The organism is Nocardia sp. (assembly GCF_025465275.1).
In the GTDB taxonomy this organism is placed as follows: Bacteria; Actinomycetota; Actinomycetes; order Mycobacteriales; family Mycobacteriaceae; genus Nocardia.
Window position 1 is genome coordinate 74,403 of sequence record NZ_JAODNK010000006.1, and the last position, 13,658, is coordinate 88,060.

Consider the following 13,658-nt stretch of genomic DNA (forward strand, 5'->3'; position numbering starts at 1 on the left):
CCCCACAGGAGATCTGATGACCGATCCACGGACTGTCCTGATCACCGGTGGTACCGGCAGCCTCGGTTACCGGACCGCCGCGGCGATTCTCGATGCGGGCCGGCATGTCGTGATCACCGGGCGCGATTCGGAAACGGTTGCGGCCGCGGCGAATCGGCTCGGTGACAATGCGGTGGGATTGCCGCTCGACCTGGGGTCACTCGACAGTGTGCGGCGGTTCGCCGGTGCGATCACGCGATCGGGTCTGCCGCCGCTGCATGCGATCGTCTGCAATGCCGGTATGCAGATCGTGTCCGGAACCACGTTCACCGCGGACGGTTTCGAGCAGACCTTCGGCGTCAATCATCTCGCGCACTTCCTGCTCGTTCAGGAGTTGCTACCACTGCTGGCGACGCCCGGACGAATTGTCTTCGTCGCCAGCGATACTCATGATCCGAAGAAGCCCACGGGCATGCCCGCGCCGAATTACACCAGCGCCCTGGCGCTGGCCTATCCCGAGGCCGATGACGCCGCTGCCGGAGCGGCCGGACGCCGCCGGTACACCACCTCGAAACTCTGCAATGTGCTGACCACCTACGAGCTGGCGCGGCGGCTCGGGGACGAAACGCCGCCGCCGATCACCGTCAATGCCTTCGATCCCGGACTCATGCCCGGCACCGGGCTCGGCCGCGACTACCCCGGAATCCAGCGGCTGGCGTGGCGATTCCTGCTGCCCGCAATGACATTGGTGCCCGGACTCAATATTCATACGCCGCGGAGATCGGCCGCAGCGCTGGCGCGGCTGGTGCTCGATCCCGCGCTCGCCGGGACCACAGGGCGGTACTTCTCGGGACGACGGGAGATCCGATCCTCGGACGAGTCCTACGACGCCGATCTCGCCGCGGATCTGTGGAACACCAGCGTCGAATTGATCGAGAAGGTTCGTCACTGAGTCAGCTACGGGACAGGCCGAGGAGCCGCGCGATTCTCCCCCGGGCCGGCGCCGGTGCCAGCCAGTCGGCGATATCGGCGATCACAGCGGGGTCGATGTGTTGTGCCGGTTCATATTCGGCGGGGTTCGAAGGTCCCGTGCCGGGGAAGAACAGGTGATTGTCGGCGTCGTAGACGCGGATGGTGACGTCGGGACGCTCGCCGAGACCGGCCTGCCACAGGGCGAGGTCGTCTTCGACCGTCACCTGATAGTCACGGCCCCCTTGGAGAATGAGCATCGGTTTGTCCAAGGCCGCCGCTGTCGCGACCGGGTCGTAGCCGCGCAGATCCAGCCAGTACGCGCCGGGCAGGCCGAACGGCAGTTCGGCAGCGGGCGTCGACGCCGACAGCCCGGGACTGTCGACGCGCTGAGCCTGTTCGATGATCATCGCTACGGCGGATTCGTTTGTCGCACCGGGGTTCAGCGCGGCAAGGTACCGGGCCACCCGGATCGCCGAACGCTGCATCGGCGAGGCATCGGCGGCCAGCAGCACCAGCCCGGCGACCGACGGCTCGGCGGCCGCGACGCGCGGGGCGACTTTGCCTCCCATACTGTGCCCGAGCACGAAGACGCGTGCGGCGGCGACGCCCGGATGTTGTTGCAGCAGTTGGATAGCGGCGACGGCGTGCGGCACGTATTCGTCGGTCATGGTGAACTCTGGCATATCGGCGACGAGGCCCGGGTGTGTGCGAGTGACGAGGTCGAACCGCGCCACCGCGATGCCGCGGCCGGCCAGCCCCCAGGCGATATCCTTGAGCGGCTTGTTCTGCCCACTCGTCTCATCGCGGTCGAAAGGCCCACCACCACTGAGCAATACAACGCCGGGATGGACGCCGTGCCCGCGCGGAATACTGACCGTGCCGGACACCGCGAGTGAGCCCTCGCCGACAGTGACCTCGAATTCCGTGAACCGTTTCCGCGCGGCGTAGGACGGCGGTTCCCACGCCGGACCGACCGGCGGTGCGAGACGCAGCCCATGAAGCGATCCCGCTTCGTCGACCGACATAACCACGGTGAGTCTGCCGCGTTCGCCGGTCACCGGAACACTCACGCGCACCAGCCCCGCATCGATCGGTTCGCTGGACGGCTCGCCCACCGCGCTGATCGATCCGATCCGTTCGACCTCGGTCACCCACGCCACCCGCAATGACGCAGCGGAGACCACTGCGCGGAGCTTCGGCGCGAACAGCTTCTCGACCTCCGCGAATCGGCCCTGTCCGGCCATATCGACGACAGCGGCGGCAATCGTGTTCGGTTCGACGTTCATCGGAATCCTTACCTTTCTCATGTATGAGAAAGGTAGCACGTATGAGATCGTTGACCCATGGATACTCTCGAACTCCTGGCGCATCCGGTGCGGCTGCGAATCGTCCATGCCCTGCGTGGTGGCCGGACACTGACCACCTCGCAGTTGTGCGCCCGGATTCCGGACGCCTCGAAGGCCACCGTCTACCGGCAGGTCGAGCTGCTCACCGCGGGCGGAATCCTGGAAGTGGCCGGCGAGCAACGGGTTCGGGGCGCGGTGGAGCGCCGCTATGTGCTGCGTCAGGAACACGCCTCGATCGACGCGGAGACGCTCGCGGCTGCCTCGCTGGACGACCATCGGCGGACCTTCGCGGTGGCCATGGCGGCGCTGCTGGCCGAGTTCAATGCCTACCTCGATCGGGACCGGGCGAATCCGCTGACGGATCTGGTCGGCTATCGCCAGCACGCACTCTGGCTCAGCCCGAGCGAACTCGAAACGATGATCGACGGCATGCGCAGCGCGATCGCACCGCAGCTGGCCAATACCCCGACGCCTGATCGCGCCCAGTACCTGCTCAGTCCGGTGCTGTTCCCGATCGAGGACGATCGGTGATCGGCGCCCACGGGTCGACCGGAACGACCGCGTGCCCGTGACCGTCACTGTCGAGCATGCGACCCCACGATTTACACGGACGCAGCACCAATCGCTGATCGGCCACCAGCACTGCGGGGAATGTGCGATGGATTCGGTCCAAAATCTCTGACAGGTCGGCGATTTGGTGCACCTGGGACATCACCAGGAGGTTGGCGGATCCGATCATGGATACACAGATCCTCGTCTCCGGCCAGAGCGCGATATCGGCGCCGGTGCCCCGGAGTTCATGATGCGGAACCGTAAGCCAGAGCACGAGTTCGGCGGGCCAGCCACCTTCGCTGCGCGTGAAATCGGTGCGGAAGTTCACCATGCCGCGGCGGGTGAGGGCGGCCAGCTGACGACGGACCTGACCCTCGGTGGAGCCGAGATCCCTTGCGAGATCACGGTATCGGGCGCGGCCGTCGCGTTGCAGCGCTAGGAACAGGGCGCGATCGACAGGGTCGAGGGAGCTGTCGCGGGCGGCCCGCTGATCGCCGGCCTCGGATTCGTCGACGACCGAGCGATGCTGACCGGTGTCGATCGCGCCCAGGCGCCATTGGGCGCCGCTGTGCCAGTGCAGGCCGATGTGGGCTCGGGTGCGGGCGATTCCCAGAATCTGCGCCAATCGCTCTAGCAGCAGGGCGGTCAGCGTCTTCATATCGGCGGCGAATACCAGGGCGAGCACATCGAACTCGCCTGCGGTGAAGTACACGCTGCCGACCTGAGGGATTTCGGCCAGGGCCTGCCCTACCTCGAGCAGGCGGCCCGGCTCGGCTTCGACCTCGAAGACCGCCGCTGATAGAGCCAGCCGGGAACCGGGCACCGCGGAAACCCACGCGCGGCCCGAATCCGAGAGCCGCTGCCAACGGCGGGCCGCGGTCACCGCGGAGATGTTCAGGGCCGTACCGAGTCGTTCGAAGCTCACCCGCGGATTCACGTGCAGAGCATCGAGCAGGGTCACGTCTAGCTCGTCCACACCCGACTTGCGCGAGCTGCTCTCAGGCACGGTGACCCCGTTCCGGGACTCGAATTCAGTGGGATTCGAGCACCGACGATATCGCATATTTCCTACATGGAGCTGCTACAGGCATCGTTTTCCATCTGATAAGCCGACCGAACATGCATTTACCTTCACATTCGCGAGCACCGGCATTACCGGTTGTTCACTGTGTGCATGAGCGATACGACAACCTCCGATGTCACCGTTCCGCTTGCCTCCTGGGTCGAGCAATTGACGCTCGACTCGATTCCGGAACGGGTGCGCACCCGCGCCAAGCATCTGCTGCTCGACGGGGTGGCCTGTGCACTGGTCGGCGCCCAGCTGCCCTGGTCGCGGGTGGCGACGGAATCGGTGCTGGGACTGGAGGGCGCGGGCGAGGTGACGGTGATCGGCACCGGCGCGACCACCAGTGGTCCGGCGGCAGTGCTGTTGAACAGCACCTTCATTCAGGGTTTCGAGCTGGACGATTTCCATCCGCTCGCACCGCTGCACAGCAATTCGCTGGTGCTGCCGGTACTTCTGGCCGCGGCGCAGCAATTCGGCGGGGCCTCGGGGGCAGCGGCGCTGACCGCAGCCATAGCCGGATTCGAGGTCGGTCCGCGAGTCGGGTTGGCACTGCACGGATCCGAGATGCTCTCACGCGGTTGGCACAGCGGACCGGTTTTCGGCACCCACACTGCTGCCATGACGACGGGCAAGCTGCGTGGCCTCGATACCGCACAACTCGAAGATGCCCTCGGAATGGCGGGCACCCAGTCGGCCGGATTGATGGCCGCGCAATACGAGGCGATGTCCAAGCGGATGCAGCACGGATTCGCCGCGCGCAACGGCTATTACGCCGCCGGGCTGGCCGCAGGCGGCTACACCGGCATCAAGCAGGTCTTCGATCGCCCGTACGGCGGCTACCTGTCGGTGTTCGGCGAAGGCCACAACCCCGACCCCGCGCAGGTGATCTCCGGGCTCGGCGAGGGGTGGCATACCGAAGTGATCATGGTGAAGTCCTATGCCGCACAGGGTGGGTTGCACGGGACGATTCAGGCCGCGCTGGAACTGCGCGCCGAACATGACATCGATCCGAAATCCATCGCGCACATAGCGATTCGAGTTGGCCACACCGTCTACCACCACGGCTGGTGGGAACCCGAGCGTCCGCTGACCCCGATCGGCGCGCAGATGAACCTGGGTTATGCCGCGGCCGTGGCACTGCTCGACGGGGCCGTGCTGACCGCACAGTTCACCACGGCACGCCTCGACGCCGACGATGTGTGGGATCTGCTCGGCAAGGTGCGGGTCGAGCTCGACGAGCAGATCCAGAACGGGCCGATAGCAGGGCGTTTCGCCACCGAGTTGACGGTCACGCTGGATGACGGCACCGCGCTGCACAAGCGGACCGAGCAGCCGCACGGCGGTCCGGCCGATCCTGTCACCAATGACGAACTGATTGCCAAATACCGATCGCTGGCCGGGCCGCTGCTCGACGCCGAACGGCTCGATGCCATTCAGCACGCGGTGCTGCATATCGACGAACTCGAGGATATTCGCGCGCTGGTCGAGCTGCTGGCCGCGCCGGTCGCCGGTGCCCTTGATGGAGAGGAATAGGAAGCCATGAGTCCACACGAGTCCCGCACCCGGTTGCGCGCCGCCATTGCCGGTGCCGAGATAGTCATTGCACCAGGTGTTTTCGACGGCATCTCGGCATCCCTGGTGAGCCGGATCGGATTCACGGCGGCCTATCTGACCGGCGCGGGCGTAGCGGCCTCCGGGTTCGGGTTGCCCGATATCGGGCTGGTCACCCAAGCCGAAATGGTCGAACGCGCAAGGGTTCTGGTGCGCGCGCTCGGCGATATCCCGCTCATCGCCGATGCGGATACCGGGTACGGCGCACCCCTGAATGTCATTCGGACCGTCCGCGAGTACGAGGCCGCCGGGGTTGCCGCAATTCAGTTGGAGGATCAGGCTTTTCCGAAGAAGTGCGGGCATCTGCCGGACAAGGAACTCATCAGCACCGGCGAGTTCGTGGTCAAGCTCGAGGCAGCGCTCGATGCCCGCACCGATCCCGATCTCGTCGTGATCGCCCGCACCGATGCGCGCGGGCCGCTGGGTATCGATGCCGCGATCGAACGAGCCAATGCGTACGCGGATGCGGGCGCCGACGTGATCTTCGTCGAAGCGCCGCAGGGGATCGACGAGATCGAGCGGATCGCGAAAGAGGTGCCCGCGCCGCTCCTGATCAATCTGGTGCTGGGCGGCCTGACGCCGATCGAATCGACCGCGCGACTCCAGGAGCTGGGCTACTCGATCATCATCCATCCCTCGAATCCCTTGGGAGTGGCCGCATTCGCGATGCTGACCGGTCTCTCCGGACTCCTCGGACGTGATCCCGCACCCTTGCTGCCGGCAGGTCCCGGCGATTTCTTCAACCTGGTCGGCTTGGCCGAATGGTCCGAGCTCGGCGAGCGCTACCGCTTCGAAGGAGCCTGAACCATGGGCATGACAATGATCGAGAATCTGCTGGCCCGGAAAACCGGTGTGGCGCAGGTTCGCCCGGGTGACATCGTCACCGTCGAGGTCGACATGTGCGTCATGATCGACCTGCAATTCGCGACGCTGTGGATACCGCCCAGCCGGATCCACAATCCGGACAAGGTCGCCGTCGTCATGGACCATGCGGTCCCGGCGCCGACCCTCAAAGATGCCGAGGGCGGGCCGAAGGCACGAAAGTTCGTCGCGGACTTCGGGATCGAGAAGTTCTTCGATGTCGGACGGCACGGGATCTGCCATCAGGTGATCGCGGAGAACGGACTTGCCCGGCCCGGTGAAGTGCTGGCCTGCACCGACTCACACACCTGTGCAGGAGGCGCGTACAACACCGCAGCGCGCGGCCTCGGACCCGCCGAGCTGTATTCCATCATGTGCACCGGTTCCACCTGGTTCCAGGTTGCGCCGACCATCCGTTACGAACTCAATGGTCAATTGCCCGAAGGGATCAGCGGTAAGGATGTGTTCCTCTACATCGCCGATGCCTATGGTGACGCCACCAATATGAATCTGGAGTTCGGCGGCTCCGGGACGGCCGGTATTCCGCTCAACGACCGGCGCACCATTGCTACCCAGGCAGCCGAAATCTCGGCCGACTTCGCCACTTTCGGTGTCGACGATGTGCTTCGAGACTTCCTCCACGAGCGCGGCGTTCACGATTTCGAGGCCGCCGACGCCGATGCGGATGCGGAGTACTTCGCGATTCGCGAGATCGACCTGAGCGGTCTCGAACCCTATGTCGCGCGGCCGGGCACGGTGAGCCGCAATGGTTTACCGGTATCGCAGCTCGAGCGGCGCACGATTCATCAGGCCTTCATCGGATCCTGCGCCAATGGCCAGCTCGAGGATCTGCGCATTGCCGCGCGGATCCTGCGGGGCAGGTCCGTCGCGCCCGGGGTACGGCTGCTGGTCACACCGGCATCGCAGCAGGTCTATCGCGACGCCATGCGCCTGGGCTACCTGCAGGACATTGCCGATGCCGGTGGCGTGGTGACCAATTCCACCTGCGGCGCGTGCTTCGGGTACCACATGGGCGTTGTCGGGTCGGGCGAAGTCTGCCTCACCTCCAGCACCCGCAATTTCACCGGCCGCATGGGCAGTACGGAGGCCGAAATCTATATGGCCTCCCCCGCCACCGTGGCCGCCTCGGCGATTGCCGGGTACATCACCGATCCCCGGAGTGTGACCGCATGAGCACCAGCATTACCGGCCGGGTCTGGGTCTTCGGCGACTCGATCGATACCGACGCCATGTACCCGGCCTTCGCCATGAAGATGGATATCCCCGAAGCGGCGAAACACGTCTTCCACCAAATCCGCCCGGGCTGGACCGAACTCGTCGCACCCGGCGATATCGTCGTCGCGGGCAAGAACTTCGGCGTCGGGTCCTCGCGGCCGGTCGCGGCACTGTTCCGCACTCTCGGGGTGGCGGCACTGATCGCGGAGGAGTTCAATTCGCTGTTCTTCCGCAATGCCATCAATGCCGGCCTGCCCGCTCTCACCGTGCCCGGGGTCGCCGGGATGTTCTCCGACGGCGACCGGGGCAGCTTCGACTTCGCCACCGGCACTTTCGGAAACGACACCACGAGTGCGGTGGGCCAGGCACCGCCATTGCCGCCGCTCATCCTGGAGATCCTGGCCAGCGGCGGTGTCCTCGCCCGGCTGGTCGAGCAGGGGTTCTTGCCGATCGAACTGCTCGATGTGTTCCGGTCGGGCGCCGTCCCCGTTGACAGCGGAGCCGGAGCATGATCAAACATCCGATTGCGCGGCTACTGCGATCCGTGCGCGCAGGCATCGAGAAGACGGCGTGGCATCAGGCCGCCACTGCTGGTGCGCCAGAACTCATTACGGTCACCAGTACCGCCTTCGACGAGGGGGCTGCGATCCCGCAGCGGCATGCGGGCAAGGGTGTCGGTGCGGATGTTTCACCGGCGCTGGAATGGTCCGGTGTGCCGGCTGCGGCGGTCGAACTCGTCCTCATTATCGAGGACCCTGATGCACCGCTGCCACGTCCGATCGTGCACGGTCTCTTCTCCGGAATCGATGCGCACCGCACTGGAATTCCTGAAGGTGCTCTCGCACTGGATAATTCGGCGCACCCGACGTCTCGTGTCGGCGTCGGATCGTTCAAGCGGCGTGGATATGCCGGGCCGCGGCCCATTCCCGGACATGGGCCGCACCGGTACATATTCCAGCTCTTTGCGCTCGATGCCGCGAGCGGACTCGGCGACGAGTCGGCGCTCGCCGAGGCACTCACGGCCATCAACGGTCATGTCATCGCCCGCGGAAAACTGACCGGCATCTACGAACGCGACTGAGGTGCGCCGACTGCTCGCGCGACGCCCTGGATGACTCGAAGGCGTCCGTCAGCCAGGGCGTGCGTCAGGTTCGCGGCCTTCTGTGCGAAGTCGGTAACGAAGGCGTGCAGCCCGAGTGGTGCGGGCGGCAGTGCCAGTATCGCCTGCATCAGAGCGGTGGCCTGGTCGGTGAGATCGTTCCAATGTTCGATCTCGAAACCCGAGGACTCGACAACGGCGCGCAATTCACCGGACCCGACCAGGTGGCCCAGGTCGGGTCGATCGGCCCACGGCAGTGGATAGACGAGCTCGCCGTTCTCACCAGAGGTGATGTCCCACATGGCAAGTCGGCCACCATCGACCAGCACCCGGCGCGCTTCCCGGTAGAGGCTGGCCTTGTCGGCCACGTTCATCTGCACGTGCTGACTGAAGGCAACCTGGAAGGTGGCGTCGGCGAACGGCAAGTCGGTGACATCGGCTCGGCGCACGGAGATCCGATCATCCAGTCCGACAAGCTGATTGAGCCAGCGCGCCGTGTCGCAGTACTCCTCGGTCAAATCGACGGCGGTCACCCGGCAGTGGCAGCGGTCGGCGACGAAACGGGCGGTGCCACCGATTCCGCTGCCCGCGTCGAGCACCTCGTCCGTAGCGGTGATCCCGACCAGATCCACCAATTGGCTTGTGGCATAACGCCCCATCGTATGGAAGTCCTCGAGCAGCGCGAGATCTTCGGGCCGGAGATGCTCGAGGTCCTTCCCCGCGACTATCAGCGCCTGCTCGATATTGCGCCGCGATACGCCGGTCGAGTACTGGGTATGGATCAGTGTGTCTTTCATGCCCAAGCTCCTTCGCCCCGACCGGCTTGCCGAACATCGAATATGTTTCTGAACAACATGTTCGATTATGCTGTCGGTGAGGAGTCGCTGGTCAACAACCAGTTCCGGGCATTCGTTCACTACCGGACATCAGCCGAGAGGTTGTCCGGAAAGTCGAGGAGGCAACCGTGGCCGAGCAGGACCGCCGGATTCGCCGCACTCGAAAAACCTTGCACGAGGCGTTCATAGCCCTCGTCCTCGACAAGGGCTACGAAAACATGACCGTGCAGGACATCCTGGACCGCGCCGACATCGGCCGCTCCACCTTCTACGTCCACTACCGCGACAAAGAAGCCCTCCTCACCGCCACCTTCGACAGCATGCGCGAGCAACTGGAAGCCGACTTCGCCCACATGAATTCGGCCGGCCTGCCGATCGAGGTCGACCGCCCCGCCGCCCTCCTGTTCGACCACGCCTACCGCAACCAGCGCGTCTACCGCGCACTCTGCGGCAAACAGGGTGGCACCGTAGTAACCGGCCACCTACACGGCTTCATAGTCCAACTGCTCTCGAACCACCTCCCGCAACAGCACCCCGACACCGAACCCTGCAACACCCCACCCCCCGAGGTAGTCGCAGAGTTCTACGCCGCCGCTACGGTCGGCCTACTCGCCTGGTGGATCGACAACGACTTCCACCGCGCCCCCACCCACCTGACAAACGACTTCCGCCAACTAGCCACCCACGGCACCCAGTCGTAACCGACACTATCGCTGCAATAGCAACGATTAGTGGAGAAATCTGCCCGACCCCACTCGTCAGATGAACTATCGTTGAAATAGCAGCGTTAAGATATCAGGAGCCCAAGCCGACTGGAACGATTGCAGAATCCAGCAGCACTAGCGTTGCAATAGCAATGACAGGAGGGCAAATGACTGGGTCGGGACCGCGTAGGCGACCGCGTATCGAGTCAGGCCTACTTGCCGACTTCGGAGCCTTCATCGCAGCCCGTCGCCATGCACTGAAACTGACCCAGCTCGAGGTGGCAGAACTCGCGGACGTCGGCTTGTCATCGGTGCGCACTCTCGAGGCGGGACAAGCCTCGCCGACTCTCGCAGTCACGCTGCGCGTATTGGACACTCTCGGACTGGCGCTGGTGAGCATGCCGCATACGGATGCGCGAGCACTGACCGACAACACCGTCGAATTGCGTGCGGCAGTGACTGGTTCGTTGTGACCACACCTGCTGAACTCCGAACCGTCGACGAGGCCGACGTATACAAAGCGGACCGCATCGCCGGACAATTGCGCCGCGAGCGCGACGACGTCACGTTCACATACGCCGAGCCCTATCTCGCCGATCCCACAGCACCAGCCGTTGCCTTCACATTGCCCAAGCAGGCCAGTGCCTTTCGATCTACCGGAGGTTCGGTCCCTGCCTTCTTCGCAGGACTGCTTCCGGAAGGTCTGCGGCTGACTGCAATCACCAGGGCCGCACGTACCAGCGAGGACGATCACTTCAGCATTCTGCTGGCCGTCGGCACCGACACAATCGGTGACGTGCAGGTCGTGCCTGCGGGAACAGTTCCGCATGCCCCACTTCCGCTGTTCGGGAAGACCGATCCGGCGAGCGCCGATTTCACCGCCCTGTTCGCTCGCGCGACCTCGACCGATGTCGACGACCTCGACAGGACCGCCCTGCCCGGCGTTCAGGTGAAGGTCTCCGCGCAAATGATCTCGACGCCGGTCTCCACCGCCGGAGGGCCGGCGATACTCAAACTCAATCCGCCCGAGTACCCGCTGCTGGTCGAGAACGAGAACTTCTTTCTGAATATGGCCAGCGCCTGCGGCATACGAGTTCCGCGGCACCAACTCGCCACCGACAGAAACGGCCGCACAGCGCTTTTCATCGACAGATTCGACCGCGTCGTCGAGCACCGCCGGATTCGCCGCCTGGCCCAGGAAGATGCGTGCCAGGTTCTCGGTCGATATCCAGCCGCAAAGTACCGAATCACGTTGCAGGAAGCCATTATCGGCCTTGCCGACGCCGTCACCGAAGGCCGCGGCTCACAGCGGCTGACTATCCTGCAGATGCTCGAGATCGCAGCGTTCAGCTACCTCATCGGGAATGGCGACCTGCACGGCAAGAACTTGTCGATCCAGCAGAACGCCGACGGAATCTGGGAAGCAACACCGGCATACGACCTGCTCAGCACCCAGCCATATCTGAGCTGGAACGACCCCATGGCGCTGCAACTGTACGGGCGCGATGCGAAACTCGTCCGCCGCTGGTGGACCGAGGCGGCCACCCGCCTCGGCATCCCCGACCGAGCCATCAACCGCAGCCTGACACGCATTGTCGATGCCACAGATCCATGGATCGACCGGGTGGCCGAAATCGGATTCGACGACAAGACCACCCGGCACTTGGCGAGAATGATCGCGGAACGACGTGAACAGCTGCGACAACCCGCGCACTGATTCGCAGAGTCTGTCCTTGATACCCGGGGCTGTTCGTCGTATCGATGAAGGCTTGTCGAAGCTGGAGGAGAGCGATGAAGTATCTGCTGATGATTGCCACCGATGAGTCCAAGGTGCTGGAGGTGGAGGGGTGCTCGGCGTGGGCGCGGGAGATGACGGAGCGGGGGGTGTTGCACGAGGTCACGGGGTTGCGGCCGACGAGTGATGCGACGACTGTGCGGGTTCGGGCGGCGGAGGTGCTGCTGTCGGATGGGCCGTTTGCGGAGACGAAGGATCAAATCGGCGGGGCGGCGTTGATCGAGTGTGCTGATTTGGATGAGGCTATCGATATTGCGTCCAGGCATCCGGCGGCGGCGCTGGGGGCGATCGAGGTTCGACCGCTGATGGTGCAGTGAACGCCGAGGTCGATGCCGCGGTGGCGGAGGCGTTCCGCAGTGAGCGGGGGCATATTGTCGCCACGCTGATTCGGGTGACCGGCGACTGGGAGCTGGCCGAGGAAGCGGCGCAGGAGGCATTCGCCACCGCGCTGCAGGTGTGGCCCCGGGCTGGGGTGCCGCGCAAGCCGGGGGCCTGGCTGACCACCACGGCCCGCAATCACGCCATCGACCGCGTGCGCCGGAATACGGTGGGCGGGGCCAAATTACGGGAGTTGGCGGTGCTGACACCACCTTCGGACGCCGGCCTGTTCGATGCGGAGGAGATTCGCGATGATCGGCTGCGGCTCATTTTCACGTGCTGTCATCCGGCGTTGGCGTTCGAATCGCAGATCGCGCTCACCCTGCGGACACTGGCCGGGCTGAGCACGGCGCAGATCGCGCGGGCCTTCCTGATGCCGGAGCAGACACTCTCGAAGCGGCTCGTGCGGGCCAGGGCGAAGATCAAGAATGCGGGCATTCCGTATCGGGTACCGCCCGCGCATCTGCTGCCGGAGCGGACGACCGCGGTGCTCGGGGTGCTGTATCTGATCTTCAATGAGGGATATTCGGCGACGATCGGCGCCGACATGATCCGGGAGAGTCTGAGCGCCGAGGCGATTCGACTGCAGCGACTGCTGGTCGAATTGATGCCCGATGAGCCGGAGGCGCAGGGGCTGCTGGCATTGATGCTGCTGCACGATGCGCGGCGCACGACCCGGGTGAACGACGCCGGAGCGTTGGTATCGCTCGAATTCCAGGATCGATCGAAGTGGGATCGGGGCCGGATTGCCGAGGGCACAACGATTCTCGACAGCGCGATGCCGCGCGGGCCGGTGGGTCCATATCGGGTGCAGGCGGCAATCGCGGCCTGCCATGTGACCGCACCGACCGCCGCGGAGACCGACTGGGCGCAGATCGCAGGGCTGTACGACCATCTCGTCGGGCTGGTGCCCTCGCCCATCGTCCGGCTCAATCGGGTTGTGGCGATCGCTATGGCGGACGGACCGGACGTGGGACTCGCACTTTTGGCCGATCTGGAGGCCGAGAAGGCGCTCGCCGAAAACCATTTGTTGCCCGCGACCAGGGCCGATCTGCTGCGGCGGCTCGGTAGGTCCGAAGAGGCGGCCGCCAGTTATCGGCGGGCGCTGGACCTGGTTGCGACCGATGCCGAGCGCCGGTATCTCACCCTGCGACTCGAGGAACTCTCGCAGTGATGTCCGGATCGGGTCATGCCGTTCGTCGGCATAACACATCGACCCGATA

The 13,658-nt window shown here is 64.8% G+C and carries 15 protein-coding genes; 12 read left to right on the forward strand and 3 right to left on the reverse strand.

What is annotated here, in order from left to right; translation table 11 throughout:
- Nucleotides 1–16: 16 nt before the first annotated feature.
- Entirely contained in the window at nt 17–931 is a 915-nt protein-coding gene (locus JWN03_RS02085) for an SDR family NAD(P)-dependent oxidoreductase (protein WP_297608800.1), read from the forward strand.
- Between the two features lies 1 nt (nt 932).
- Here JWN03_RS02085 and JWN03_RS02090 read toward each other — a convergent pair whose 3' ends face one another.
- Nucleotides 933–2,237, reverse strand: coding sequence for an alpha/beta hydrolase (locus JWN03_RS02090; protein WP_297608803.1), 1,305 nt, complete (start codon nt 2,235–2,237; stop codon nt 933–935).
- 57 nt (nt 2,238–2,294) lie between these two features.
- On the opposite strand from JWN03_RS02090, the gene JWN03_RS02095 reads away from it, so the two are divergent.
- On the forward strand, nt 2,295–2,828 hold the full coding sequence (locus JWN03_RS02095; RefSeq protein ID WP_297608805.1) for a helix-turn-helix domain-containing protein: 534 nt from the start codon (nt 2,295–2,297) through the stop codon (nt 2,826–2,828).
- Here the strand turns inward: JWN03_RS02095 and JWN03_RS02100 are convergent.
- On the reverse strand, nt 2,791–3,855 hold the full coding sequence (locus JWN03_RS02100; protein WP_297608808.1) for an Lrp/AsnC family transcriptional regulator: 1,065 nt from the start codon (nt 3,853–3,855) through the stop codon (nt 2,791–2,793). The genes JWN03_RS02095 and JWN03_RS02100 overlap by 38 nt on opposite strands.
- A 168-nt stretch (nt 3,856–4,023) precedes the next feature.
- Here JWN03_RS02100 and JWN03_RS02105 point away from each other — a divergent pair, with 168 nt between their 5' ends.
- Genes JWN03_RS02105 through JWN03_RS02125 form a run of 5 tightly spaced genes read left to right on the forward strand, consistent with a single transcriptional unit; the run spans nt 4,024 to nt 8,704 of the window.
- Nucleotides 4,024–5,448, forward strand: a complete 1,425-nt coding sequence (locus tag JWN03_RS02105) for an MmgE/PrpD family protein (RefSeq protein ID WP_297608811.1) — start codon at nt 4,024–4,026, stop codon at nt 5,446–5,448.
- Nucleotides 5,449–5,454: 6 nt separating this feature from the next.
- Nucleotides 5,455–6,330, forward strand: a complete 876-nt coding sequence (locus JWN03_RS02110) for an isocitrate lyase/PEP mutase family protein (RefSeq protein WP_297608813.1) — start codon at nt 5,455–5,457, stop codon at nt 6,328–6,330.
- A 3-nt stretch (nt 6,331–6,333) separates the two neighbouring features.
- On the forward strand, nt 6,334–7,581 hold the full coding sequence (locus tag JWN03_RS02115; RefSeq protein WP_297608816.1) for a 3-isopropylmalate dehydratase large subunit: 1,248 nt from the start codon (nt 6,334–6,336) through the stop codon (nt 7,579–7,581).
- Between the two features lie 8 nt (nt 7,582–7,589).
- Nucleotides 7,590–8,135 (forward strand): LeuD/DmdB family oxidoreductase small subunit, encoded by a 546-nt coding sequence (locus tag JWN03_RS02120; protein WP_297608906.1) that lies wholly within the window; start codon nt 7,590–7,592, stop codon nt 8,133–8,135.
- Complete coding sequence (locus JWN03_RS02125; RefSeq protein ID WP_297608819.1) at nt 8,132–8,704, forward strand: YbhB/YbcL family Raf kinase inhibitor-like protein; 573 nt, start codon at nt 8,132–8,134, stop codon at nt 8,702–8,704. The genes JWN03_RS02120 and JWN03_RS02125 overlap by 4 nt, the downstream gene beginning before the upstream one ends.
- Here the strand turns inward: JWN03_RS02125 and JWN03_RS02130 are convergent.
- Nucleotides 8,689–9,519 carry a class I SAM-dependent methyltransferase gene (locus tag JWN03_RS02130; protein ID WP_297608822.1) on the reverse strand — a complete coding sequence of 277 codons (831 nt, stop codon included), beginning with the start codon at nt 9,517–9,519 and terminating at the stop codon, nt 8,689–8,691. The two genes, JWN03_RS02125 and JWN03_RS02130, sit on opposite strands and share 16 nt — an antisense overlap.
- A gap of 167 nt (nt 9,520–9,686) precedes the next feature.
- On the opposite strand from JWN03_RS02130, the gene JWN03_RS02135 reads away from it, so the two are divergent.
- The 5 genes from JWN03_RS02135 to JWN03_RS02155 all read left to right on the forward strand — a co-directional run bounded on the left by JWN03_RS02135 (nt 9,687) and on the right by JWN03_RS02155 (nt 13,609).
- Nucleotides 9,687–10,259, forward strand: coding sequence for a TetR/AcrR family transcriptional regulator (locus tag JWN03_RS02135; RefSeq protein WP_297608825.1), 573 nt, complete (start codon nt 9,687–9,689; stop codon nt 10,257–10,259).
- Nucleotides 10,260–10,429: 170 nt separating this feature from the next.
- Nucleotides 10,430–10,735: a helix-turn-helix domain-containing protein gene (locus JWN03_RS02140; protein WP_297608828.1), complete on the forward strand. Its 306-nt coding sequence runs from the start codon at nt 10,430–10,432 to the stop codon at nt 10,733–10,735.
- A complete protein-coding gene (locus tag JWN03_RS02145) occupies nt 10,732–11,979 on the forward strand; it encodes a type II toxin-antitoxin system HipA family toxin (RefSeq protein WP_297608831.1) in 1,248 nt (415 codons plus the stop codon). The genes JWN03_RS02140 and JWN03_RS02145 overlap by 4 nt, the downstream gene beginning before the upstream one ends.
- 74 nt (nt 11,980–12,053) lie before the next feature.
- On the forward strand, nt 12,054–12,374 hold the full coding sequence (locus tag JWN03_RS02150) for a YciI family protein (protein WP_297608834.1): 321 nt from the start codon (nt 12,054–12,056) through the stop codon (nt 12,372–12,374).
- The gene (locus JWN03_RS02155; RefSeq protein ID WP_297608837.1) at nt 12,371–13,609 is read left to right on the forward strand and encodes an RNA polymerase sigma factor; all 1,239 of its coding nucleotides are present in this window, start codon (nt 12,371–12,373) and stop codon (nt 13,607–13,609) included. The genes JWN03_RS02150 and JWN03_RS02155 overlap by 4 nt, the downstream gene beginning before the upstream one ends.
- Nucleotides 13,610–13,658 lie beyond the last annotated feature (49 nt).

Coding starts and splice junctions, on each gene's coding strand:
- JWN03_RS02085 (WP_297608800.1), top strand. CDS start 17: ATGACCGATCCACGGACTGTCCTGATCACCGGTGGTACCGGCAGCCTC.
- JWN03_RS02090 (WP_297608803.1), bottom strand. CDS start 2,237: ATGAACGTCGAACCGAACACGATTGCCGCCGCTGTCGTCGATATGGCC.
- JWN03_RS02095 (WP_297608805.1), top strand. CDS start 2,295: ATGGATACTCTCGAACTCCTGGCGCATCCGGTGCGGCTGCGAATCGTC.
- JWN03_RS02105 (WP_297608811.1), top strand. CDS start 4,024: ATGAGCGATACGACAACCTCCGATGTCACCGTTCCGCTTGCCTCCTGG.
- JWN03_RS02110 (WP_297608813.1), top strand. CDS start 5,455: ATGAGTCCACACGAGTCCCGCACCCGGTTGCGCGCCGCCATTGCCGGT.
- JWN03_RS02115 (WP_297608816.1), top strand. CDS start 6,334: ATGGGCATGACAATGATCGAGAATCTGCTGGCCCGGAAAACCGGTGTG.
- JWN03_RS02125 (WP_297608819.1), top strand. CDS start 8,132: ATGATCAAACATCCGATTGCGCGGCTACTGCGATCCGTGCGCGCAGGC.
- JWN03_RS02130 (WP_297608822.1), bottom strand. CDS start 9,519: ATGAAAGACACACTGATCCATACCCAGTACTCGACCGGCGTATCGCGG.
- JWN03_RS02140 (WP_297608828.1), top strand. CDS start 10,430: ATGACTGGGTCGGGACCGCGTAGGCGACCGCGTATCGAGTCAGGCCTA.
- JWN03_RS02150 (WP_297608834.1), top strand. CDS start 12,054: ATGAAGTATCTGCTGATGATTGCCACCGATGAGTCCAAGGTGCTGGAG.